Source organism: Arthrobacter sp. APC 3897, assembly GCF_030407495.1.
Classification (GTDB): Bacteria; Actinomycetota; Actinomycetes; order Actinomycetales; family Micrococcaceae; genus Arthrobacter_B.
Genome location: NZ_JASDDG010000010.1, coordinates 37,642 through 59,579 on the forward strand (window position 1 = coordinate 37,642; position 21,938 = coordinate 59,579).

Here is a 21,938-nt window from a genome sequence, read left to right on the forward strand (position 1 = left end):
GGAAGTCTTGGCATCAGGCATCATCAACCAAATCCAGGAACCTCTGCTCGTTCCGTGCAGCACTGCGGACATACAGCACACCGCAGACAATCACCAGCGGGTAGACGCCCACTCCGAGCAGGAACCAGGGCAGCGGGACAGTGAGGAGGGTCAGGCCGGAAATTACCGGGAGGAACGCCAGCAGCACCGGAACGCCCAGCAGGATCACCATGAAACCTCCGCCCACCACCAGGGCTAGCCGCAGCTGGGAGCGGATCAGGGATCCGATGAACACTTCACCCACTTCGGTCTGCTCGTCCAGTTCCCGGGACACCGTGTAGGGCGCAGCGGACGCCGGAACGGACCGGGCAGCGGTGACCCGCACACGCTGCGGCGGCCTGCCGGGTGCGGGGGAGGATTCGGCGGAAGGGACGGAGGAAGGAGCGGAAGCGCCGGCGGCCGGTTCGCCGGTCATGTACGGGCACGCACCCGGCTGGCGGAGAGCGTGCTCCGCACCCCCGGCAAATGGCGCCTGCTCACCGGCAGTTCGGCAGATCCCACAGTAATGCTGGCACGGCTCCCGGCTGCCCGCACCTGGCGGATATGCGCACGGGATACCAGATAGGAGCGGTGGATGCGGACAAAACCAGCTTCCGCCCACTGCTCTTCCAGCTCGGTAAGGGGAACACGGATCAGGTAGGAAGCAGTGTCCGTATGCAGCCGCGCATAGTCGCCCTGCGCCTGCACATAGAGAATGTCTTCACGCCGGATGATGCGGGTGGTTCCGCCCTGAACCACCGTGACGACGTCGCTGTCCCCGGCCGCCGCCTCCGCCGCCAGGTCACAAATCCGGCGTACCGATTCAGCAAGCCGCACGGGACGGACCGGCTTGAGCAGGTAGTCCAGCGCGGCGAGGTCGAAGGCCGCCAGCGCCTGTTCCTCATCCGCCGTGACAAATACCAGTGCCGGCGGGCGTTCCCTGCCGCCGAGCACACGGGCAATGTCCAGCCCGGACAACGCCGGCATGTGAATGTCCAGGAACACCGCGTCCACGGCATGGTCTTCCACAAGCTTCAGCGCCTGGGCGCCGCTGGAGGCCCGGTGGATGTCGCCTACCCGGGAATCCTTGCCCAGGAGGAACGCCAGTTCGTTGACGGCGGGCAGCTCATCATCGGCCACCACCACGGAAATCTGCCGGGAACCGGGTTTACCTTGAACGGACATGTGAACCAGATTACAAGACTCAGGTGCGGTGGCCCGGCTGCGACTTGGGGATACGCATGGTGATCAGGGTTCCCGCACCGGGGGCGGTATCGATGACCAGCCCGTGGTCATCACCATAAACCTGGCGCAGCCTGACGTCGACGTTGCGCAGGCCAACATGGTCGCCGTCGGCATGCCCGGCCAGGACGGAGCGCAGGTAGCCGGGGTCCATGCCCACGCCGTTGTCTTCGACGGTAATGACCGCCATGGCTCCCGCATCGGTGGCCGTGATGGTGATGTGGCCCTCGCCGTCCGCGGCTTCAAGTCCGTGGCGCACCGAGTTCTCGACCAGCGGCTGCAGCGACAGGAAGGGGATGGCAGTGCCGAGAACCTCCTGGCCGATTTGCAGGCTGATCTTCAGGCGTTCACCGAAACGGGCACGTTCCAGCAGGAGATACCGGTCAATGGCCTGCAGTTCTTCGGCGACAGTGGTGAAGTTTCCGCTGCGCCGGAACGTATAGCGCGTGAAGTCCGCGAATTCCACCACCAGTTCCCGCGCCCGCACCGGATCCGTGGTGATGTAGGAGGCAATCGCGTTGAGCGAGTTGTAGATAAAATGCGGGCTGATCTGTGCCCGCAGTGCCCGCACCTCGGCTTCCATCAGCAGGGTGCGCGAGGTGTCCAGCTCCGCCAGCTCCATCTGGGCAGCCACCCAGCCGGCAACGTCATTGGCCGCCCGGACCAGTCCGGCGCTGACGGCGGGCGCAAATACGGCCAGGGTGCCCACGGTCTGGCGGTTTACCTGCAGCGGGCACAGCAGCAGCTGGCCGCCGGCGTCGTCGAACCCCAGCGCCCGCAGCGAAGCGCCGCGGAACACCCGGGTGCGGCCGCTCTCCAGCACCGCGGCGGACGCTGCCAGGAGCCTGGCACGCGGGGCGGGGCCGTCCGGCAGCGTTCCCTCCCAGGCCAGGACAGCGGCCGCGTCGGCAAGGATCAGCGTGTCGCAGCCCAGCAGCGCGCGCAGGTGCCGGGCCGCTTTGCCGGCGCCGGAGGCCGTGAGCCCGGTGCGCAGATGGCGCGAGGCAAGGGTTGCGGTGTGGAGCGCCGCATAGGCAGCCCGTTCAGTGTCCGAACCGAGGTCCCGCTGTGAGCGGCTGAGGCGGTAGCCAAGCACCGCTATGGCCGCCACGGTAAACACCGCGAGAGCGCAGATCACGGCGATGTCGACGGCGGGGCTGATCATGCCCCTAAGCCTAGCCGGAGGTGGAAAGGGCGCCGCCAGCCGCACCCTCCCGGACCGCTCACCGCAGGGAAATGACCGTTCAGCGAGGCGGGACCGGAGAATCTGGTGCACCGCCGCCATTCATAGCAAGGTGATGCTGATCACAATTTGTACGTGCGTGCTGTCCGGAGCCGGTTGTCCCCAGGGGGCGGTTGCCGGGACGTGCCCAACTCAAGGAGGAGCGATGGCAACACAGCAACCCGCCGGATCCGGCGCACATGCGGCACCGGTTGATTTCCGGGAGGTTCAAAAATCTCCCGAGCTGCAGGAGCTGCGCAAGCGGCAGCGCAGTTTCATTTTCCCGATGGCCGTTCTTTTCCTGCTCTGGTACTTCGCGTACGTGCTGCTGGCTGACTACGCCCACGACTTCATGTCCACCCAGGTCTGGGACAACATCAACATCGGGCTGATCCTGGGCCTGCTGCAGTTCGTCACCACCTTCGGCATCACCATGTGGTACGTCAGCTACGCCAACCGCAGGATGGACCCCATCGCCGCGGACCTGCGCGAAAAACTTGAGGCCAAGGGCGTCCGCCGTCCGGAGGAGACCAAATGAGCACCATGAACATCGAGGCGGTTGAGGTGTCCGCCGAGGCAGTCCGGGATACCGGCTGGCTGAACATGCTGATTTTCGGCCTGTTTGTGGCAGTGACACTCATTGTGGTGCTGCGGGCCAGCCGCAACAACAAGACTGCGGCTGATTACTATGCTGCCGGCCGGTCCTTCACCGGACCGCAGAACGGCACTGCCATTGCCGGTGATTACCTGTCTGCGGCGTCCTTCCTGGGCATCGTCGGTGCCATCGCGATCAACGGCTATGACGGCTTCCTCTACTCCATCGGTTTTCTGGTGGCCTGGCTGGTAGCCCTGCTCCTGGTGGCTGAAATGCTGCGCAACACCGGTAAGTTCACCATGGCCGATGTGCTGTCCTTCCGCCTGAAGCAGCGCCCGGTCCGGATCGCTGCCGCCATCACCACTCTTGCCGTCTGCTTCTTCTACCTGCTGGCCCAGATGGCCGGCGCCGGCGGCCTGGTTTCCCTGCTGATGGGCATCGACTCCAAGATCGGCCAGTCCCTGGTCATCACCGTTGTTGGCGGTCTGATGATCATTTACGTACTGATCGGCGGCATGAAGGGCACCACCTGGGTCCAGATCATCAAGGCCTGCCTGCTTATTGCCGGTGCCGGCATCATGACCATCTGGGTCCTGGCCCTCAACGGCTTCAACCTTTCCGAACTGCTGGGCAATGCAGTGAGCATGTCCGGCAACCCGGACATCCTGAACCCGGGCCTGGCGTACGGCAAGACCGGAACCACGCGCCTGGACTTCGTGTCCCTGGGCATGGCCCTGGTGCTGGGAACTGCGGCGCTGCCGCACGTGCTGATGCGCTTCTACACGGTGCCTACGGCCAAGGAAGCCCGCCGCTCCGTGGTCTGGGCCATCTGGCTGATCGGCATCTTCTACCTGTTCACCCTCATCCTGGGCTACGGCGCCGCCGCACTCATCCCGGCGGAGACCATCAAGGCCGCTCCGGGCGGCGTGAACTCCGCCGCTCCGCTGCTGGCCTTCGCCCTCGGCGGGCCCGTACTGCTGGGGCTCATCGCCGCGGTGGCCTTCGCCACCATCCTGGCCGTCGTGGCCGGACTGACCATCACTGCCGCTGCTTCCTTCGCCCATGACATCTACGCCAACGTCATCCGCAAGGGCAAAGTGGATGCCGACGGCGAGGTCAAGGTGGCCCGCCGCACGGTGATCGTCATCGGCATCGTCTCCATCCTCGGCGGCATCGGTGCCCAGGGGCAGAACGTGGCCTTCCTGGTGGCCCTGGCCTTCGCGGTGGCGGCCAGTGCCAACCTGCCCACTATCCTGTACTCGCTCTACTGGCGCCGTTTCAACACCCAGGGCGCCGTCTGGAGCATGTACGGCGGGCTGATCTCGGCCATTGTGCTGATCCTTCTCTCGCCGGTCTTCTCGGGCGCAGAGACGTCAATGGTTTCCGGCATCGACATCTCCATCTTCCCGCTGAACAACCCGGGACTGGTCTCCATCCCGCTGGCCTTCTTCCTCGGCTGGCTCGGAACCGTCCTGGGCAAGGACAACGAGTCGCCGGAGAAGCAGGCGGAAATGGAAGTCCGCTCGCTGACCGGCGTGGGCGCGGAGAAGGCTGTGGACCACTAAAGCGGTCCGGCCTCAAAATGCCGGGGCACCCGGGTTCCGTACTTCGGTGCGGAACCCGGGTGTTTTTGGGTTCAGGCCCCGGACTCGCCGCGTTCCAGCAGCGGTGACACGCGGAAGGGAATCAGTTCGCCCATGGCGAGGTTGGTGTCGCAGCGTTCGACGCCGGGAACGGCCAGGATCGCCTTGTTCACCCTGAAGAGATCCTCGGCATCTTCAGCCACCACGCGCAGCAGGATGTCTGCGTCGCCGGTCAGTCCGTGCGCTTCCACCACCTCGGGGATGCCGGCCAGCTGTGCCGTGATCTCGGCCAGCTGCTGCTGCTGCACGTGGACGTGGACAAAGGCCATCAGCGGATAGCCCAGGGCGGCCGGGCTGATCCGGCGCTCAAAGGACAGGAACACCGACCTCTTTTCCAGCTGTGTCAGGCGCGCCTGGACGGTGTTGCGGGAGATGCCGAGGGCGGTGGCCAGCGCAACAACAGTGCGCCGCGGGTCCTTGGCCATCGCCAGAAGCAGGCGGGTGTCGGTACTGTCCAGCAGGCGCATAGTGCGAAAGATTAGCACGCCCCGCCGGCGGCTTATAGGGCATAGTGCTCAGTGATCGCACCGATGGTTGTGCCAGTTGATAAGTGTGAGTAGTGTCACATCTATCCGGGCAACGTCGCCCGGGCATCGGTTCGGTCCCGCCATCCCTGGGGCCCAACACGGAAGGATGCGTACCGACGTGTCTCTGCATACTCCTGTCAGACCCCCGCATGACGCCGGCGCCACCGCGTCCGGCCCCTACGTCCAGCTGGTTCGCCCCGACGGTTCCCGGACACCCTCCTCGTACGACCACTGGGTGTCGGATGTGGACGCCGATCAACTGCGCAGCCTCTATGAAGACATGGTGGTCATCCGCCGGATCGACACTGAAGCCACCGCTCTCCAGCGCCAGGGCCAGCTGGGCCTGTGGCCCCCGCTGCTGGGACAGGAAGCTGCCCAGATCGGCTCCGCCCGCACCCTTCGCGCCAGCGATTTCGTCTTTGGCAGTTACCGCGAAAACGGTGTTGCCTGGTGCCGCGGCGTGGATCCGGAATCCCTGATGCGTGTCTGGCGCGGCAATGCCGCAGCCGGCTGGGATCCGTTCAGTGTCAACATGGCTCCCACGCAGGTGATCATCGGTGCGCAGGCCCTGCACGCCGCCGGTTACGGCATGGGCGTGGTTGCAGACGGAACGGACGACGCCGTCATCACCTACTTCGGCGACGGTGCCACCAGCCAGGGGGACGTGAATGAGGCAATGGTCTTCGCGGCCAGCTTCCACACGCCCGTCGTCTTCTTCTGCACCAACAACCAGTGGGCCATCTCCGAGCCGGTGGGCCTGCAGGCTCAGGTTCCGATCGCCAACCGGGCGCCGGGCTTCGGCATTCCCTCCGTCCGGGTGGACGGCAACGATGTCCTCGCCGTCATGGCCGTGACCCGTGAGGCCCTGGACCGGGCACGTACCGGGGGAGGCCCCAGCTTCATTGAGGCCGTCACCTACCGGATGGGCCCGCACACCACCGCCGATGACCCCACCCGGTACCGCGATGCAGCGGAGCTGGAGGAATGGCGTGCCAAGGATCCCATCACCCGGATCGAAGCGCTGCTGCGGAACGAAGGTCTCTTCACCGACGAGTTTGCCGCCTCGGTAGCCGCCGCTGCGGATGCCGTCGCCGCAGAGCTGCGCAGCTCCTGCATCAATATGCCTGCACCGCCGGCACTGGACATCTTTGCCCACGTTTATGCCGAACCCAACTCCTGGCTGGAAACCCAGCGGGCGGACTATGAACGCTATCTCGCCCTGTACGGCGCAGAGGGCGACGGCGGCACCATCCCGGCGAAAGGCGCCGGAGCGAACGGAGAATCCGCATGAGCACCATGACTTTTGGCCGGGCCATCAACGCCGGCCTGCGCGCCGCCATGGAGGCCGATCCCAAGGTTGTCCTGATGGGTGAGGACATCGGCACCCTCGGCGGAGTTTTCCGCATCACCGACGGGCTCAAGAAGGACTTCGGCGGACAGCGGGTCATCGACACGCCGCTGGCGGAATCCGGAATCATGGGCACCGCCGTCGGGCTGGCCTTCCGCGGCTACCGCCCGGTGGTGGAAATCCAGTTTGACGGGTTCATCTACCCGGCCTTTGACCAGATTGTCTGCCAGGTTGCCAAGATGCACTACCGCAGCCGCGGAACGGTCAACATACCGCTGACCATCCGGGTGCCGTTTGGGGGCGGCATCGGGTCACCCGAACACCACTCGGAATCCCCGGAAGCCTATTTCACCCACACATCGGGCCTGCGCGTTGTCAGCGTGTCCAACCCCCAGGATGCCTACACCATGATCCAGCAGGCCATCGCGTCCAACGATCCGGTGCTGTACTTCGAACCCAAGCGCCGGTACCACGTCAAGGGCGAAGTCAATGAGACGCTGGACGGGGCGATGCCCCTGGGTTCGGCGCGCGTTGTTGCCCAGGGGACCGACGTCACCCTGGTGACCTACGGGCCGCTGGTCATGACCGCCGTGGATGCGGCCGTGGCCGCCTCGGACGAGGGTGTTTCAGTGGAGGTCATTGACCTGAGGTCGCTCTCGCCGGTGGACTTCGCCACGGTGGAGGCCTCCGTCCGCAAGACCGGGCGCCTGGTCATCACCCATGAAGCCGGCCAGTCCGGCGGCGTGGGCGCGGAGATCTCCGCCAGCATCACGGAGCGCTGCTTCGACTATCTGGAGCACGCACCGGTGCGGGTCACCGGTTTCGATGTTCCTTACCCGTCCTCCAAGCTGGAGCACCACCACCTGCCGGACCTGGACCGGATCCTGGACGGCGTGGACCGGGCCATGCGCCGCCCCAACTCGCAGAGTCCGTTCGGCGCTGCCGCCGCTCCCGTGCTGGAAGGGGCCGGTCTGTGATCAAGGAATTCCTGCTGCCTGATCTGGGTGAAGGACTGACCGAGTCTGAAATCGTCACGTGGCATGTGGCCGTGGGTGACATCGTCACCCTGAATCAGGTCATTGCCGATGTCGAGACCGCCAAAGCCGTGGTGGAACTGCCCTCACCCTATGCCGGAACGGTTGCCCGGCTGCATGAGGACGCCGGCACCGTCGTGGAGGTGGGGGCGCCCATCGTGTCCTTCGAGGTAGCCGGAGGGGACGCCGGCAGCCGGACCGGCGCGTCCGGGGCCACGGCTCAGGGCACTGCCCCTGCGGTGTTCACCCCGGAAGAGCCGACGAAGCGGACGCCCAACCTCGTGGGCTACGGTGCCGTGCCGGAAAAGACCGGACGGCCGGCCCGCCGGCGCTGGCTGACCGACGGCCGGGCTGCTGCTCCTTCTGCCGCTGCTGCTTCGATGACTGATTCGGTGCCCGCGCCTGCCCCTGCAGCAGACCCTGCCCCTGCAGCAGAGTCTGCACAGCCGCAGCAGACTGCCGAACGGCCGAGGTCCACCCCTCCGGTGCGCAAGCTCGCCAGGGATCTGGGAATCGATTTGGCGGACATCAGCGGAACCGGGCCGGACGGTCTGATTGTCCGCTCCGATGTCACCCGTGCGGCGGAAGAGAACACAGCCGATATAGCCGATGTCCTGGGCGATGCGGCAGAGCCGAACGCCGGCACCCGGTTGCTGCCGCCGCCGTCGGCCAACATGGGCTCAGCCGGGGGCGGAACGCCCGGGGTCCGCGAGGAACGGGTTCCCATCGCCGGGATGCGCAAGCACACGGCTGCCGCGATGGTGGCCAGTGCCTTCACCGCGCCGCACGTGACCGTCTTCCTGACCGTCGATGTCACCGAGTCCATGGAGCTGCTGGAGCGGCTCCGCGGACAGAAGACGTTCGAGGGCATAAAGCTGACACCGCTGACACTGGCGGCAAAGGCCGTGTGCCTGGCGCTGTCGCGGCATCCGTCACTGAACTCGCGGTGGGACGAGGCCGCCCGCGAAATCGTGCAGTACCGGTATGTGAACCTGGGAATCGCGGCGGCCACACCGCGCGGACTGATGGTTCCCAATGTGAAGGATGCCCAGGCGCTGGGGCTGCGTGAGCTCGCTGCCGCCGTGGGAACGCTGGCACAGACCGCGAGGGCCGGCAAAACCACGCCGGCTGACCTCTCCGGCGGAACGTTCTCGATTTCCAATGTGGGGGTTTTCGGCGTTGACGCCGGGACGCCCATCCTCAACCCCGGTGAGGCAGGAATCCTGGCGCTCGGTGCCGTTCGCCGGCAGCCCTGGGTGCACGAAGGCGCGCTCGCAGTGCGCCGGGTTATGACCCTCAGCCTGTCCTTCGACCATCGGCTGGTGGACGGCGAACAGGGTGCCCGCTTCCTGAGCGACGTGGGAGCGGTGCTGGAGGAACCTGCAATGGCGCTTGCAATGATGTAGTTCCCGGCCCGTGGCGGCGGTGCAGTACCGCCGGACGGCAGAAAACCCGCATCCCCTTCCCGGGGGTGCGGGTTTCATGCTCTTGCGTGCTGCCTGTATTTGGCGGCGGTTAGCGCAGCTCGAGCTCGAGTTCGCGCACCACGGCGCCGCGGGCATTGGAGAAACCCTGAGCCTCGCCCACCACGGTGAAGCCGTACTTCTCCAGGATGGCGATGGACCCGGCGTTGTCCGCAACGGCCCGCGCCCGGATGGGCCGCTCCGAGAATTCCTCAAGGAACTGGCCTACGGCCTTGGTGGTGATGCCCTGGCCCCAGCGGTCGGTGTCAATCCAATAGCTGATCTCCGGAACACCGCCGTCGCGGTAGGCCATGATGCCGCCCACCACGTCGCCGTCGGCCACGATGGTGCGGACTGTCACGCTGGGATCGTTCAGGATGGTCTGCCAGTGGTGGTCAAAGACACCGCGGTCTGACGGGTTCTTGGCGGCAAACGCGGCCATATGGTTGGCACTTGGGTCCAGCTGATGGGAGAAGAATTCATCCAGGTCGGCGGGAACTACGGCACGAAGCTCAATCACAGCAGGTCTTTCTGCTCGAGGGGTTTCAATCAGACTACTAGGCATTCAGGGCGGCCCAAGCCATTGTTTCGAGGAGTGAGCGAAGCCGCAGGGTCTCCCCGGACTTCATTTGGTTGTGCAGGGTGTGCGAAGTGGAGTTGATCAGTCCGAAGACCGCCTGTGCCCGGTGGCGCAGCTGCGGAACCCCGCAGTCGGGGTGCAGGGCGGACAGCGCGTCAACCCACACCTCCACATAGCGGCGCTGCAGGGACCGCACCGTGCGTTCATCGTCGGCGGGCAGACTGTTGAGGTCCCGGTCCTGGACCCGGATCACGTCGGCCTGCCGCAGGGCGAAATCCACCTGGAATTCCACCAGTCCCCGCAGTGCTGCCTCAGCGTTGGCGGACTCCGCCACGACCGCCCTCCCGCCGTCCAGGAGGTCCTCGCTGACTCCCACAAGCAGCGCGGACAGAACAGCGGGTTTGCCGCTGAAATGACGGTAGACGGCCGGTCCGCTGACACCGGCGGCGGCGCCGAGTTCTTCAATGGAAACGCCGTTGTAACCTCGTTCGGCGAAAAGGGAGGCGGCCGCCTCCAGCATGACTGCCCTGCGGGAGGCCTTGGCCAGGCTGCGTCCGGTGGTTCGGGGGGCGGACACAGATGTCCCGGGTTGCGAAGGGGCTGCTGGCGTTGTTCCTTCTTTGGCCGCGTTCATGCCACCCTTTCCTGCAAATGTGATTTCCAAGCATCTTCTATTGTGGTGGACACCTGAGTTAATAACCAATAACCTGATTTGAGTTAGCCGTCATTAACCGGCGATGGAGCTTCCGGCACATGTGCCGGCCGGCTGCCCGCACCAAGCAGAGAGACGTCAATGGAGACCCTTGCAACCAGGCTCGATCCCGCTTCACCCGAATACGCCGCCAACGCCGTCGCCCAGGCTGACCTGGCCGAGGACCTCCGCAAACGCCTGGCGCAGGCTGCTTTGGGCGGACCCGAGCGATCAAGGGAACGCCATGCCGCACGCGGGAAACTGCTGCCGAGGGAACGCGTGGACCGGTTGCTGGATGAGGGAAGCCCGTTCCTGGAGATTTCGCCGCTGGCCGCCAACGGCATGTATGACGACGAATGCCCGGGGGCGGGCCTGATCGCAGGGATTGGCCTGGTACAGGGCCGCCACGTGATGGTGTTGTCCAATGACGCCACCGTTAAAGGCGGCACCTATTATCCGATGACCGTGAAAAAGCATCTGCGGGCCCAGGAAATAGCGCTGGAAAACCGTCTCCCGTGCATTTATCTGGTGGACTCCGGCGGCGCGTTCCTGCCCAGGCAGGATGACGTTTTCCCGGACCGGGAGCACTTTGGCCGGATCTTCTTCAACCAGGCGCAGATGTCCGCCCGGAAGATCCCGCAGATCTCAGCGGTGCTGGGTTCCTGCACCGCCGGCGGAGCGTATGTCCCGGCGATGAGCGATGAAACCGTCATCGTCCGCAACCAGGGCACCATCTTCCTCGGCGGCCCGCCCCTGGTGAAGGCCGCCATCGGCGAAATCGTCACCGCCGAAGAGCTTGGCGGCGGAGACCTGCACTCACGGATCAGCGGCGTGACCGATCACCTGGCCGACAATGACGCCCACGCCCTCGAAATCGTGCGCACCATCGTGGAAACCCTGCCCGAACAAACCCCGGCCTGGGAAATCCTGCCGACGCGGCCGCCGTCGTACTCCGAGGAGGAGATCTACGGTGCGGTGCCTGCGGACCTGCAGACCCCCTATGACGTGCGGGAACTGATCGCGCGCATGGTGGACGGCAGTGAATTCTCCGAGTTCAAGAAAGAGTACGGAGCCACGCTGGTCACCGGTTTTGCCCGGCTGCACGGACACCGCGTGGGCATCGTGGCCAACAACGGGGTCCTGTTCTCCGAATCAGCGCTCAAAGGTGCGCACTTCATTGAACTGTGCGATCAGCGCGGGATCCCGCTGATCTTCCTGCAGAACATCTCCGGGTTCATGGTGGGGAGGGACTACGAGGCGGGCGGCATTGCCAAGAACGGCGCCAAGATGGTCACCGCCGTCGCCACCGCCCGGGTTCCCAAGCTCACCGTGATTGTGGGCGGCTCCTTCGGTGCCGGCAACTACTCCATGTGCGGACGGGCCTACTCGCCGCGCTTTCTCTGGATGTGGCCCGCCGCCCGCATCTCGGTCATGGGCGGCGCCCAGGCCTCCTCGGTCCTGGCCACCGTCAAGCGCGACCAGCTTGAAGCCCGCGGCGGGGAATGGCCGGCCGACGCCGAAGAAGCGTTCAAGGCACCCATCCGCGACACCTACGAAACCCAGGGCAGCCCGTACTACTCCACGGCCCGGCTGTGGGATGACGGCGTCATCGACCCCGCGGACACCCGCACCGTCCTGGGCCTGGCTCTGGATGTCTGCGCCAACGCCCCGCTGCCGGAGACTTCCTTCGGCCTCTTCCGGATGTGAGCCACAAATGACCGAACAGCTGTTTGACACCGTCCTGGTAGCCAACCGCGGCGAGATTGCCTGCCGCATCATCGCCACCCTGCGGCGGATGGGCATCCGCTCCGCTGCCGTGTACAGCGACGACGACGCCGATGCCCGCCACGTGCGCGAAGCAGACGTGGCCGTCCGGCTCGGGCCGGCCGCACCCCGGGAAAGCTACCTCAATGCCGATGCCGTCCTGGCCGCCTGCCGGGCCACCGGCGCGCAGGCCGTCCACCCCGGCTACGGCTTCCTCAGCGAGTCCCTGGATTTTGCCCGCGCCCTGGACGAGGCCGGAATTGTGTTCATCGGCCCCGGGGTGAAGGCCCTGGAACTCATGGGGGACAAGATCCGGTCCAAGAACCATGTTTCCTCCCACGGGGTCCCCGTGGTTCCCGGCATCGCGGAGCCGGGCCTGAGTGATGAACAGCTCATTGCCGCCGCGGCGGACGTGGGGTTCCCGCTGCTGATCAAGCCCTCCGCCGGAGGCGGCGGCAAGGGCATGCACGTGGTGGAACGCGCTGACCGGCTCCCGTCAGTGCTGCCCACCGCACGCCGGGTGGCGGCCTCGGCCTTCGGCGATGACACCCTCTTCCTGGAACGGCTGATCGCGGTGCCCCGCCACATCGAGGTCCAGATCCTGGCAGACACGCACGGGAACGTCATTCATCTGGGGGAGCGGGAATGCTCGCTGCAGCGCCGCCACCAGAAAGTCATTGAGGAAGCCCCCTCGGTCCTGCTGGATGAGGCCACGCGTGCCCGGATCGGCGAAGCCGCCTGTGAAGCTGCCCGGTCGGTGGATTACACCGGTGCCGGCACGGTGGAGTTCCTGGTCTCCGATGCGGCCCCCGGCGAGTTCTTCTTCATGGAGATGAACACCCGGCTTCAGGTGGAGCACCCGGTGACGGAAATGGTGACCGGACTGGATCTGGTGGAATGGCAGGTGCGCGTTGCCGCCGGCGAAAAGCTGACCCTTGACCAGTCCGGAATCCGCCTGGACGGGCATGCCGTGGAGGCCCGCGTCTACGCGGAAAACCCCGCCCGTGACTTCCTGCCCACCTCCGGGCGGGTGCATGTCCTGCAGGAGCCGGCGGGGGAAGGCATCCGGGTGGACTCCTCACTGCTGCCCGGCCTGGAGGTGTCGTCCAGCTACGATCCGATGCTGGCGAAAATCATTGCCTGGGGACCGGACCGGGACACCGCCCTGCGACGGCTGGACGCGGCATTGGCACAGACCGTTGTCTTGGGCATCGGCACCAACATTGAATACCTGCGCCTGCTCATCAATGACCCGGACGTGCGGGCCGGACGCCTGGACACCACCATGATCGAGCGTAAGCTTCCCGATCTGGAGTTCCGCCGGCCGGGAGAGGCTGAACTGGCTGCCGCAGCACTGGCGACGGCGGCGGACCTGGCAGCGGGTGCCTCTCCCTGGGACCGGGCCGACGGCTGGCGGTCCGGAGCCCGGGCAGCGCTGACCCTCATGTTCGCCGCGGCGGATCCCGAGCTGCCCGACGACGTCGTCATCCTCCGCGGCGTTGCCTCCGACGCCGCGGTCACCGTCAACGGCGGTCCCGAGCGGCTGGCCTCGCTGCGCCGGGACGGGAACCGTGCGCTGGTGACGCTTGACGGCGTCGTCCATCCGCTGATGCTGGCCTCCCTGCCCGGCGCGGACGGCGCAGGGACGGTCCTGTGGACCGCCGACGCCGGCTATGCCGCACCCCTGCGGCGACGGTCCCGGGCCGAGCTGCTGGCTGCGGACCGGGCGGCCGCCGGACGGGCCGAAGGCGCCGCCGATCCGGTGCTGCGCTCGCCGATGCCCGGAACCGTGGTGGCCGTGGCAGCGGCCGACGGTGACCGGGTCACCGCCGGCCAGCCGCTGCTCAGCGTGGAAGCCATGAAGATGGAGCACCAGCTTGTTGCTCCGGCAGACGGCGTCGTCTCCCTGAACCTGCGCCCCGGCGACCTGGTCAAGGCCGATCAGGTGCTGGCCGTCGTAACGCCTGATGCGGATCCGGCCGTACCCGCAGACCCTGCAGCACCCGCACAACCCGAAGCACCCGCAGCATCCCCGGCCGCAGCTTCCGCCGCCGGGACCGCCGAACCGCTCGAAGGAGCAGGACATGCCTGATTTTGAACTGAGTGAGGACTACCAGGACCTGGTGGACATGGTCCGTGACTTCGCGGACACCGTGGTGGCCCCCGTCTCCGCCCAGCACGACGAGGAGCACAGCTTCCCCTACAAGGTGGTGGCGCAGATGGGTGAGATGGGCCTGTTCGGGCTGCCCTTCCCGGAAGAATACGGCGGCATGGGCGGGGACTACTTTGCCCTCGCACTGGCGCTGGAGCAGCTGGCACGGGTGGACCAGTCGGTGGCCATCACCCTGGAGGCCGGGGTTTCCCTGGGCGCCATGCCCGTCTACCGGTTTGGCACCGAGGAGCAGAAGCAGCAGTGGCTGCCGGTGCTTGCCTCCGGTGAAGCCCTCGCCGGCTTTGGCCTGACGGAGTCCGAAGCCGGATCCGATGCCGGCGGCACCCGGACCAGGGCTGAGCGGGACAACGGGGAATGGGTGATCAACGGAAGCAAGCAGTTCATCACCAACTCCGGGACCGACATCACGCGCCTGGTCACCGTCACCGCTGTGACCGGCAGCTCCGAAATCCCGGACGGGCAGGGCGGAACCCGGACCAAAAAGCAGATCTCCACCATCCTGGTCCCCACCGACACACCGGGATTCACCGCGGAAAAGGCCTACAACAAGGTGGGCTGGAACGCCTCGGACACCCATCCGCTGACGCTGGACAACGTGCGTGTCCCGGAAGCCAACCTGCTCGGTGCAGAGGGTCGCGGCTATGCGAACTTCCTGCAGATCCTCGATGAAGGACGCATCGCCATCGCCGCCCTCGCCACGGGAGCAGCACAGGGCTGCGTGGAGGAGTCACTGCGGTACGCGCGGGAACGGGAACAGTTCGGTGCAGCCATCGGCACCAACCAGGCCATTTCCTTCAAGATTGCCCGGATGCAGACCCGCGCCCACACCGCCCGCCTGGCCTACTATGACGCCGCGGCGCGGATGCTGGCCGGCAAGCCGTTCAAGACGCAGGCTGCCATGGCCAAGCTGGTTGCCGGTGAGGCGGCCATGGACAATGCCCGCGACGCCACGCAGATTTTCGGCGGCTACGGGTTCATTAACGAGTACCGCGTGGCCCGGCACTACCGCGATTCCAAGATCCTGGAGGTCGGCGAGGGCACCACCGAGGTCCAGCTGATGCTCATTGCCCGCGAACTGGGGCTCTAGGATAGGCGGAACACTCTGCTGGAGTGCACGGCAGGTTGGTCAAGGACGATTAACGAACGGACACATTGATGATTGACAAGGTGATAGCCACGGCGGCCGAAGCCGTGGCCGACATCCCCGACGGCGCGTCGCTCGCCGTGGGCGGCTTCGGGCTGTGCGGGATTCCCGTGGCGCTGATTGACGCCCTGCATGATCAGGGGGCCACCGATCTGGAAACGGTGAGCAACAACTGCGGCGTGGATGACTGGGGCCTGGGCCGGCTCCTCGCCGATCACCGCATCCGCCGCACAGTGAGCTCCTACGTGGGTGAGAACAAGGAGTTCGCCCGCCAGTACCTCGCCGGGGAACTGGAAGTCGTCCTGACCCCCCAGGGCACGCTGGCCGAGAAGCTGCGCGCCGGCGGCGCGGGCATCCCCGCTTTCTACACCAGCGCCGGCGTAGGCACACAGGTCAGCGAGGGCGGTTTGCCGCAGAAGTACGACGCCGGCGGTGCGGTTGTGCAGGCATCGGAGCCCAAGGAGGTGCGCACCTTCCGGGACGCCCCGTTTGTGCTGGAAGAATCGCTCACCCCGGACTACGCCCTGGTGCATGCCTGGAAGGGGGACCGGCACGGAAACCTGGTCTTCTCCGCCACCGCCATGAACTTCAATCCGCTCTGCGCCATGGCAGGACAGATCACCATCGCGGAAGTTGAAGAGCTGGTGGAACCCGGAGAGCTGGACCCGGCATCCGTCCACGTCCCCGGAATCTTCGTCCAGCGCGTGGTGGAGGTGGGACCCGGAGAAAAACGCATTGAAAAGCGAACTGTCCGTCCCGCCGCCGCAGCGTCCCCGAAGGAGGCCTGACATGGCCCTGACCCGTGAAGAACTGGCCGCCCGGGTGGCCCGCGAACTGGAAAACGGCCAGTACGTCAACCTCGGCATCGGCATGCCCACCCTCATTCCCAACTACATTCCCGAGGGAGTGGAAGTGGTGCTGCACTCCGAAAACGGGGTGCTCGGCGTCGGGCCCTATCCGCTGGAAGAGGACCTGAACCCGGACCTGATCAACGCCGGCAAGGAAACGGTGACGGTGAACTCCGGCGCATCGTTCTTCGATTCCGCGGCGTCGTTTGGCATGGTCCGCGGCGGACACGTGGATGTGGCCGTGCTGGGGGCCATGGAAGTAGCCGCCAACGGGGACCTCGCCAACTGGATGATTCCGGGGAAGATGGTCAAGGGCATGGGCGGCGCAATGGATCTGGTGTTCGGCGCCAAGCGGCTGATCGTGATGATGGACCACACAGACCGCAGCGGCAATCCGAAAATTGTCTCCGAGTGTTCCCTGCCGCTGACGGGACGGGCCTGCGTGAACCTGATCGTCACCGACCTTGCCGTCATTGAGGTGGGCGCGGAGGGGCTGATCCTGCGCGAGACCGCGCCCGGAGTGAGTGTGGATGAGGTTGTCGCGGCCACAGGTGCACCCCTGGAGGTTCTCCTTGACGTATGAGGAACCGGACGCCGGCACCGAAGAGCTGGCCATGGCGCCAAGGGTGGTTGAACAGCGCGGTCTCTGGTTTGAGGAGTTCGAGCCGGGGACGGTGTACCGGCACCGGCCGGGGCGCACCGTCACCGAAGCGGACAACGTTCTGTTCACCACCCTGACCATGAACGCCCAGGGCCTGCACCTGGACGCCGCCTACAGTGCGGACCAGCCGTTTGGGCAGCGGCTCGTGAACTCCATGTTCACCCTGGCCACCATGGTGGGACAATCCGTGGGTCAGCTGACCCAGGGCACGCTCGTAGCCCAGCTGGGTTTGGGGGATATCAGCTTCCCGCATCCCCTGTTCCACGGGGACACCCTGTACACGGAAACCGAGGTGCTGGACAAGCGGCTCTCCGGCTCCCGGCCGGGGCAGGGGATTGTCACCCTGGCCCACACGGGCAGGAACCAGGACGGCAAAGTGGTGGGGCGGTGCACCCGGACCGCGCTGGTGTGGACCCGGGCCGCCGGAACGGGCGCTGAGATAGGTTGAAGCAACGAACCAAACTGAAGGAGATCTCCGCGTGACCACATTTTCCATGGGACCAGCACTGCTCTTTTGCCCGGGCGACCGGCCGGAACGGTTCGCAAAGGCAGCGGACCGGGCGGACGCGGTCATCCTGGATCTGGAAGACGCCGTTGCTCCCGCAGACAAGGAAGCCGCCCGCAGGAACCTCATCGCCTCCACCCTTGAGCCGGCCACCACCATGGTGCGCGTCAACCCCGTGGGAACCGAAGACTTCGAAAAGGATCTGGCGGCCGTCCGCCGGACACCGTACCGGACCCTGATGGTGGCCAAATCCGAAGACGCGTCCGCGATGGGGGAAGCGCTCGCCGACTTCACCGTCGTCGCGCTCCTGGAAACCGCGCTGGGCGTGGTCCGGGCGCCGGAGATTGCCCAGCTGTCCTGTGTTGCCGCACTGATGTGGGGCGCAGAGGATCTGATGGCCTCCCTGGGCGGAGACTCCAGCCGCGGCCCGGACGGTACCTACCGGGGCGTTGCCCGGCACGCCCGTGCAGCGGTGCTGCTGGCCGCCGGCGCGTTCGGCAAGGGTGCCATCGACTCGATCTACGGGAACATTGGTGACACACAGGGCCTGGAAGCGGAAGCACGCGACGCCGCGGCGTCCGGGTTCGCCGCCAAAGCCTGTATCCATCCCGGCCAGGTGGCCTCCGTGCGGGCAGCCTATGCCCCGTCCGAGGATGAGGTGGCTTACGCTGCAGACGTGATTGCCGAAGCCGCCAACCACGGCGGGGTCTTCAACTTCCGGGGTGAGATGATCGACGGCCCGCTGCTGAAGCAGGCACGCCAAACGCTGGACCGGGCGGGCCGCTGATCCTGCCCCTGTCCCTGTGAACGACTGCACTGTGTGAGCCCGGTTTGCGCTGTCCACCCGGGACACCTGCGGTGTGCTGCGCTACCTTCGAAAGATGCGCATAGTCATAGCAGGAGCCCATGGACAGATTGCCCGCGAACTGGGCCGGTTGCTCGTGGCCCGCGACCATGATGTCGCCGGCCTGATCCGCAACCCGGATCAGGCGGCGGACCTCGAGGCGGACGGCGTGGCGCCGGTGGTGATCGACCTGGAGAACAGCATCCTGGACGATGTCATCCAGGTGCTGACCGGAGCCGATGCAGCCGTGTTCGCCGCGGGTGCGGGGCCGGGCAGCGGGGCAGAGCGGAAGGACAGGGTTGACCGGGGCGCCGCTGTGCTCCTGGCCGAGGGCGCAGAGCAGGCCGGCGTGGCCCGGTTCGTGCAGATCTCCTCCGTGGGGTTGGACGCGGTCCGGGACGGTGCCCGGCCGGAGGGCCTGGATGACGTCATGTACGCCTACCTCACCGCAAAGCTGGCGGCCGAAGAAGACCTGGTGACCCGGGATCTGGAATGGACCATCCTCCGGCCCGGCAGGCTGACGAACGGCCCGGCGCTGGGCAGGGTGGATCTGGCGCCGTCGGTGGAGGAGGGCAGTATTCCCCGGCATGACGCAGCCGCGGTCCTGGCCGAGCTGGTCAACAGCGGCCGCGGGGGCCGGCAGATCCTGGAAGTGGTGTCCGGAACGTCGAACATCCCGGATGCCGTGGCGTCGCTGCCAGTTGCGCTCTAGCGGCATTCCTGCGCTGCGGATGGGCCCGCGGCAGCAGCAGGAACCCGCCAAAGCTGCTCCCTCGCCGCCCGTGCCGGATCCTCCGTGCAGATAACGGACCTTGCCAAGATCCTTCGTGCGGATCGGGAGCCTGTTCGGGCTGAACGCCCATAAATGAACCCGCTATCTGCACGAAGGATTGGTGTGGGGTCCGGGACCCACACCTCCCGGACCCGGACGGTGCGCGATACTGGAAGCATGCAGCTTCCAGAAACTTCAGGCACCCCGTCCGCAGCCACCGCCCGCCCCTTCGGCGGCACGGAGGGCGTGCCCCGCCGGGTAGTGCTTCTGGGGTCCACCGGATCCATCGGGACCCAGGCCATTGACGTGGCGGACGCTGCCCCGGACCGCTTCACCATCGTTGCGCTGGCCGCCGGGGGGTCCAACCTGGAGCTGCTGGCCCGGCAGGCCGTCCACACCCGGGCCGCCGCCGTCGGCTGTGCCCTGACGGACAACGCCACCCTGCACAAAGCTGTGCAGGAGGCCGCCCGCGGGGCCGGCGTGACGGGCTACGATCCGGAGCTCTTCACCGGTCCTTCCGCTGCCACCGCCATTGCCGCCTGGCCCGAGGCCGAAGTAGTCCTTAACGGCATCACGGGCTCCATCGGGCTGGAACCCACCCTGGCAGCCCTGGCCGCCGGTCACCTCCTGGCCCTTGCCAACAAGGAATCCCTGATCGTCGGCGGCGAGCTGGTCAAGAAGGCCGCCGCCCCGGGCCAGCTGGTACCCGTGGACTCCGAACACTCCGCGCTGGCCCAGGCACTTCGTTCCGGCGCACCCGAAGAAGTGGACCGGCTGATTGTCACGGCCTCCGGCGGGCCGTTCCGCGGCATGAAGCGCTCAGAGCTGGAGAATGTCACCCCCGGCCAGGCGCTGGCCCACCCCACCTGGAAGATGGGCCGGATGGTCACCACCAATTCGGCGTCCATGGTCAACAAGGCCCTGGAAGTCATTGAGGCGCACCTGCTCTTCGATGTCCCGCTGGAGAAGATCGACGTGGTTGTTCATCCGCAGTCAGTGGTGCACTCCATGGTGCAGTTCGTCGACGGCTCCACCATTGCCCAGGCTTCGCCGCCGGACATGCGCCTGCCGATTGCCCTGGGCATGGGCTGGCCGCACCGTGTTCCGGGAGCCGCAAAAGCGTGCGACTGGACCAAGGCCGCGGAGTGGACGTTCGAGCCGCTGGATGAGGAGGCTTTTCCCGCCGTCGCGCTGGCCAAGCACACGGCGGCCGCCGGCGGAACCGGCATGGCCGTGTACAACGCCGCCAATGAAGAAGCCGTAGACGCCTTCCATGACGGTCTCATCGGATTCACAGACATCGTTGATACGATCGCCGCCGTACTGGCTGAACACACCGACACCGCGCCGTTGACGCTGGAATCGGTGCTGGCCGCCGAGAAGTGGGCCCGCGCGGCCGCACGGAAACGGTGCGGACGCTAACCCATGACCCCCAGTTCCGCTGAACCTAAGGAAAACCGTTGACCGTTCTGCTCTTCATCCTGGGCGTCCTGTTCGTGGCGGTGGGCATCGCCGTGTCCATTGCCCTGCACGAGGTGGGGCACCTGGTGCCGGCGAAGGCCTTCAAAGTCCGGGTGACGCAGTACATGATCGGGTTTGGTCCCACGGTGTTCTCCCGGCGCCGCGGCGAAACAGAATACGGCGTCAAGGCGCTGCCGCTGGGCGGGTACGTGTCCATGGTGGGCATGTACCCGCCGAACAAGGCCGACGACGGCGACGGCACGGTGCGCACATCAAGTACCGGCATGTTCCAGCAGCTGGCCACTGATGCCCGTGCAGCGGCCGCCGAGCAGCTGCAGCCCGGCGACGAAAACCGCATGTTCTACAACCTGCCAATCTGGAAGCGCATTATCGTCATGCTCGGCGGGCCCTTCATGAACCTGCTGATCGGCGTCGTGCTTTTCGCCGTGCTGCTCATGGGGTTCGGCACGGCGCAGAGCACCACCCGGCTCGCCGAGGTTAACCAGTGCGTCATCACGTCCGACCAGGCGGCACAGGGACAGACGGAGTGCACCGACGCGGATCCGGCCGCCCCCGCTTATGACGCGGGGCTGCTGCCCGGAGACACCATCATCGCCTTCGACGGACAGCCGGTGGACGGCTGGAACGACCTCTCGGCGCGCATCAGGGAAGCAGCCGGCCGGCCGGTACCCGTCACCTACCTGCGCGACGGCGTCGAGCAGGACACCACGATCACGCCGCTGCTCACCGAACGTCCCGTCACGGACGACGACGGCGCTCCCGTCACCGATGACGCAGGCAACCCGGTCACCAGGGAAGTTGGATTCATTGGCGTGGCTGCGGCCACCGAACTGGTCCGGCAGCCGGGCAGCGCGGTCCTGCCTGCAGTGGGGGACAACCTGCGCAGCATTGCAGGGGTGGTCATTAATTTGCCCCAGCGCGTGGTGGACGTGGCCCAGGCGGCATTCTCCTCGGAGGAACGGGACCCGAACGGGCCGATCAGCGTGGTGGGCGTGGGCCGGATCGCCGGCGAAATCTCGGCACTCGAGGAAGTTCCGGTAGCCAGCAAAGTGGCCACCCTCGTTGGCCTGGTGGCGAGCGTCAACCTGGCACTGTTCGTCTTCAACCTGATTCCCCTGCTGCCGCTGGACGGCGGCCACGTGGCCGGAGCCCTCTGGGAAGGGTTGCGCCGGCGGGCGGCGAAGGTGTTCAAGCGGCCGGACCCGGGGCATTTTGACCTGGCGAAAATGCTGCCGGTCACGTACGTGGTGTTCGCCCTGCTGATGGGGATGAGCGTGCTGCTGATTTACGCGGACATCGTGAAACCGGTAAGCCTCTTCAACTAGTGCCCGCGCCGTGCGTTGGCGCCGGCTGCCCGGAAATTGAATCCGAAAACGGTTGTT

General features: G+C 66.4%; 21 protein-coding genes. 15 read left to right on the forward strand and 6 right to left on the reverse strand.

The window, feature by feature from the left end; all coding sequences use genetic code 11:
• Nucleotides 1-13: 13 nt before the first annotated feature.
• From QMA10_RS06605 to QMA10_RS06615, 3 genes are read right to left on the reverse strand one after another with little or no spacing between them, the layout of a single operon-like run.
• Nucleotides 14-454 (reverse strand): hypothetical protein, encoded by a 441-nt coding sequence (locus tag QMA10_RS06605; RefSeq protein WP_290167038.1) that lies wholly within the window; start codon nucleotides 452-454, stop codon nucleotides 14-16.
• On the reverse strand, nucleotides 451-1,203 hold the full coding sequence (locus QMA10_RS06610) for a LytTR family DNA-binding domain-containing protein (protein WP_290167039.1): 753 nt from the start codon (nucleotides 1,201-1,203) through the stop codon (nucleotides 451-453). Before QMA10_RS06610 ends, QMA10_RS06605 begins: the two co-directional genes overlap by 4 nt.
• A 19-nt stretch (nucleotides 1,204-1,222) precedes the next feature.
• Nucleotides 1,223-2,425, reverse strand: a complete 1,203-nt coding sequence (locus tag QMA10_RS06615) for a histidine kinase (protein WP_290167040.1) — start codon at nucleotides 2,423-2,425, stop codon at nucleotides 1,223-1,225.
• Between the two features lie 223 nt (nucleotides 2,426-2,648).
• Here QMA10_RS06615 and QMA10_RS06620 point away from each other — a divergent pair, with 223 nt between their 5' ends.
• Nucleotides 2,649-3,020, forward strand: a complete 372-nt coding sequence (locus QMA10_RS06620; protein ID WP_290167041.1) for a DUF485 domain-containing protein — start codon at nucleotides 2,649-2,651, stop codon at nucleotides 3,018-3,020.
• Nucleotides 3,017-4,642, forward strand: coding sequence for a cation acetate symporter (locus QMA10_RS06625; RefSeq protein ID WP_290167042.1), 1,626 nt, complete (start codon nucleotides 3,017-3,019; stop codon nucleotides 4,640-4,642). The genes QMA10_RS06620 and QMA10_RS06625 overlap by 4 nt, the downstream gene beginning before the upstream one ends.
• Before the next feature lie 71 nt (nucleotides 4,643-4,713).
• Here the strand turns inward: QMA10_RS06625 and QMA10_RS06630 are convergent, their stop codons facing one another.
• Nucleotides 4,714-5,187, reverse strand: coding sequence for an Lrp/AsnC family transcriptional regulator (locus QMA10_RS06630; RefSeq protein ID WP_290167043.1), 474 nt, complete (start codon nucleotides 5,185-5,187; stop codon nucleotides 4,714-4,716).
• A 184-nt stretch (nucleotides 5,188-5,371) separates the two neighbouring features.
• On the opposite strand from QMA10_RS06630, the gene pdhA reads away from it, so the two are divergent.
• Genes pdhA through QMA10_RS06645 form a run of 3 tightly spaced genes read left to right on the forward strand, consistent with a single transcriptional unit; the run spans nucleotide 5,372 to nucleotide 9,035 of the window.
• Complete coding sequence (gene pdhA, locus QMA10_RS06635; protein WP_290167095.1) at nucleotides 5,372-6,538, forward strand: pyruvate dehydrogenase (acetyl-transferring) E1 component subunit alpha; 1,167 nt, start codon at nucleotides 5,372-5,374, stop codon at nucleotides 6,536-6,538.
• Nucleotides 6,535-7,572, forward strand: coding sequence for an alpha-ketoacid dehydrogenase subunit beta (locus QMA10_RS06640; RefSeq protein WP_290167044.1), 1,038 nt, complete (start codon nucleotides 6,535-6,537; stop codon nucleotides 7,570-7,572). Before pdhA ends, QMA10_RS06640 begins: the two co-directional genes overlap by 4 nt.
• Nucleotides 7,569-9,035 (forward strand): dihydrolipoamide acetyltransferase family protein, encoded by a 1,467-nt coding sequence (locus QMA10_RS06645; RefSeq protein ID WP_290167045.1) that lies wholly within the window; start codon nucleotides 7,569-7,571, stop codon nucleotides 9,033-9,035. The genes QMA10_RS06640 and QMA10_RS06645 overlap by 4 nt, the downstream gene beginning before the upstream one ends.
• Before the next feature lie 109 nt (nucleotides 9,036-9,144).
• Here the strand turns inward: QMA10_RS06645 and QMA10_RS06650 are convergent, their stop codons facing one another.
• Both QMA10_RS06650 and QMA10_RS06655 read right to left on the reverse strand, forming a co-directional pair.
• Nucleotides 9,145-9,612: a GNAT family N-acetyltransferase gene (locus QMA10_RS06650; RefSeq protein WP_104055357.1), complete on the reverse strand. Its 468-nt coding sequence runs from the start codon at nucleotides 9,610-9,612 to the stop codon at nucleotides 9,145-9,147.
• A gap of 37 nt (nucleotides 9,613-9,649) precedes the next feature.
• A complete protein-coding gene (locus tag QMA10_RS06655) occupies nucleotides 9,650-10,192 on the reverse strand; it encodes a TetR/AcrR family transcriptional regulator (protein WP_290167096.1) in 543 nt (180 codons plus the stop codon).
• Between the two features lie 273 nt (nucleotides 10,193-10,465).
• On the opposite strand from QMA10_RS06655, the gene QMA10_RS06660 reads away from it, so the two are divergent.
• The 10 genes from QMA10_RS06660 (at nucleotide 10,466) to QMA10_RS06705 (ending at nucleotide 21,881) form a co-directional block, all read left to right on the forward strand.
• Nucleotides 10,466-12,070, forward strand: coding sequence for a carboxyl transferase domain-containing protein (locus QMA10_RS06660; protein WP_290167046.1), 1,605 nt, complete (start codon nucleotides 10,466-10,468; stop codon nucleotides 12,068-12,070).
• Nucleotides 12,071-12,077: 7 nt separating this feature from the next.
• The gene (locus QMA10_RS06665) at nucleotides 12,078-14,219 is read left to right on the forward strand and encodes a biotin carboxylase N-terminal domain-containing protein (RefSeq protein WP_290167047.1); all 2,142 of its coding nucleotides are present in this window, start codon (nucleotides 12,078-12,080) and stop codon (nucleotides 14,217-14,219) included.
• The gene (locus tag QMA10_RS06670) at nucleotides 14,212-15,387 is read left to right on the forward strand and encodes an acyl-CoA dehydrogenase family protein (RefSeq protein WP_290167048.1); all 1,176 of its coding nucleotides are present in this window, start codon (nucleotides 14,212-14,214) and stop codon (nucleotides 15,385-15,387) included. Before QMA10_RS06665 ends, QMA10_RS06670 begins: the two co-directional genes overlap by 8 nt.
• A 68-nt stretch (nucleotides 15,388-15,455) precedes the next feature.
• A complete protein-coding gene (locus QMA10_RS06675; RefSeq protein WP_290167049.1) occupies nucleotides 15,456-16,232 on the forward strand; it encodes a CoA transferase subunit A in 777 nt (258 codons plus the stop codon).
• 1 nt (nucleotide 16,233) lies between these two features.
• The gene (locus QMA10_RS06680) at nucleotides 16,234-16,875 is read left to right on the forward strand and encodes a CoA transferase subunit B (RefSeq protein ID WP_290167050.1); all 642 of its coding nucleotides are present in this window, start codon (nucleotides 16,234-16,236) and stop codon (nucleotides 16,873-16,875) included.
• Between the two features lie 31 nt (nucleotides 16,876-16,906).
• Nucleotides 16,907-17,401: a MaoC family dehydratase gene (locus QMA10_RS06685; protein WP_290167097.1), complete on the forward strand. Its 495-nt coding sequence runs from the start codon at nucleotides 16,907-16,909 to the stop codon at nucleotides 17,399-17,401.
• Between the two features lie 46 nt (nucleotides 17,402-17,447).
• Complete coding sequence (locus tag QMA10_RS06690) at nucleotides 17,448-18,245, forward strand: CoA ester lyase (protein WP_290167098.1); 798 nt, start codon at nucleotides 17,448-17,450, stop codon at nucleotides 18,243-18,245.
• Between the two features lie 94 nt (nucleotides 18,246-18,339).
• Nucleotides 18,340-19,014: an NAD(P)H-binding protein gene (locus tag QMA10_RS06695; RefSeq protein WP_290167051.1), complete on the forward strand. Its 675-nt coding sequence runs from the start codon at nucleotides 18,340-18,342 to the stop codon at nucleotides 19,012-19,014.
• 237 nt (nucleotides 19,015-19,251) lie between these two features.
• The gene (gene dxr, locus QMA10_RS06700; RefSeq protein WP_290167052.1) at nucleotides 19,252-20,496 is read left to right on the forward strand and encodes a 1-deoxy-D-xylulose-5-phosphate reductoisomerase; all 1,245 of its coding nucleotides are present in this window, start codon (nucleotides 19,252-19,254) and stop codon (nucleotides 20,494-20,496) included.
• A 38-nt stretch (nucleotides 20,497-20,534) separates the two neighbouring features.
• The gene (locus tag QMA10_RS06705) at nucleotides 20,535-21,881 is read left to right on the forward strand and encodes a site-2 protease family protein (RefSeq protein ID WP_290167053.1); all 1,347 of its coding nucleotides are present in this window, start codon (nucleotides 20,535-20,537) and stop codon (nucleotides 21,879-21,881) included.
• Nucleotides 21,882-21,938: the final 57 nt, after the last annotated feature.

What these genes read in the sequence shown, in the direction of transcription:
- QMA10_RS06605 (WP_290167038.1), bottom strand. Translation starts at nt 454, where the DNA reads ATGACCGGCGAACCGGCCGCCGGCGCTTCCGCTCCTTCCTCCGTCCCT.
- QMA10_RS06610 (WP_290167039.1), bottom strand. Translation starts at nt 1,203, where the DNA reads ATGTCCGTTCAAGGTAAACCCGGTTCCCGGCAGATTTCCGTGGTGGTG.
- QMA10_RS06615 (WP_290167040.1), bottom strand. Translation starts at nt 2,425, where the DNA reads ATGATCAGCCCCGCCGTCGACATCGCCGTGATCTGCGCTCTCGCGGTG.
- QMA10_RS06620 (WP_290167041.1), top strand. Translation starts at nt 2,649, where the DNA reads ATGGCAACACAGCAACCCGCCGGATCCGGCGCACATGCGGCACCGGTT.
- QMA10_RS06625 (WP_290167042.1), top strand. Translation starts at nt 3,017, where the DNA reads ATGAGCACCATGAACATCGAGGCGGTTGAGGTGTCCGCCGAGGCAGTC.
- QMA10_RS06630 (WP_290167043.1), bottom strand. Translation starts at nt 5,187, where the DNA reads ATGCGCCTGCTGGACAGTACCGACACCCGCCTGCTTCTGGCGATGGCC.
- QMA10_RS06640 (WP_290167044.1), top strand. Translation starts at nt 6,535, where the DNA reads ATGAGCACCATGACTTTTGGCCGGGCCATCAACGCCGGCCTGCGCGCC.
- QMA10_RS06655 (WP_290167096.1), bottom strand. Translation starts at nt 10,192, where the DNA reads ATGCTGGAGGCGGCCGCCTCCCTTTTCGCCGAACGAGGTTACAACGGC.
- QMA10_RS06660 (WP_290167046.1), top strand. Translation starts at nt 10,466, where the DNA reads ATGGAGACCCTTGCAACCAGGCTCGATCCCGCTTCACCCGAATACGCC.
- QMA10_RS06665 (WP_290167047.1), top strand. Translation starts at nt 12,078, where the DNA reads ATGACCGAACAGCTGTTTGACACCGTCCTGGTAGCCAACCGCGGCGAG.
- QMA10_RS06670 (WP_290167048.1), top strand. Translation starts at nt 14,212, where the DNA reads ATGCCTGATTTTGAACTGAGTGAGGACTACCAGGACCTGGTGGACATG.
- QMA10_RS06675 (WP_290167049.1), top strand. Translation starts at nt 15,456, where the DNA reads ATGATTGACAAGGTGATAGCCACGGCGGCCGAAGCCGTGGCCGACATC.
- QMA10_RS06680 (WP_290167050.1), top strand. Translation starts at nt 16,234, where the DNA reads ATGGCCCTGACCCGTGAAGAACTGGCCGCCCGGGTGGCCCGCGAACTG.
- QMA10_RS06685 (WP_290167097.1), top strand. Translation starts at nt 16,907, where the DNA reads ATGGCGCCAAGGGTGGTTGAACAGCGCGGTCTCTGGTTTGAGGAGTTC.
- QMA10_RS06690 (WP_290167098.1), top strand. Translation starts at nt 17,448, where the DNA reads ATGGGACCAGCACTGCTCTTTTGCCCGGGCGACCGGCCGGAACGGTTC.
- QMA10_RS06695 (WP_290167051.1), top strand. Translation starts at nt 18,340, where the DNA reads ATGCGCATAGTCATAGCAGGAGCCCATGGACAGATTGCCCGCGAACTG.
- dxr (WP_290167052.1), top strand. Translation starts at nt 19,252, where the DNA reads ATGCAGCTTCCAGAAACTTCAGGCACCCCGTCCGCAGCCACCGCCCGC.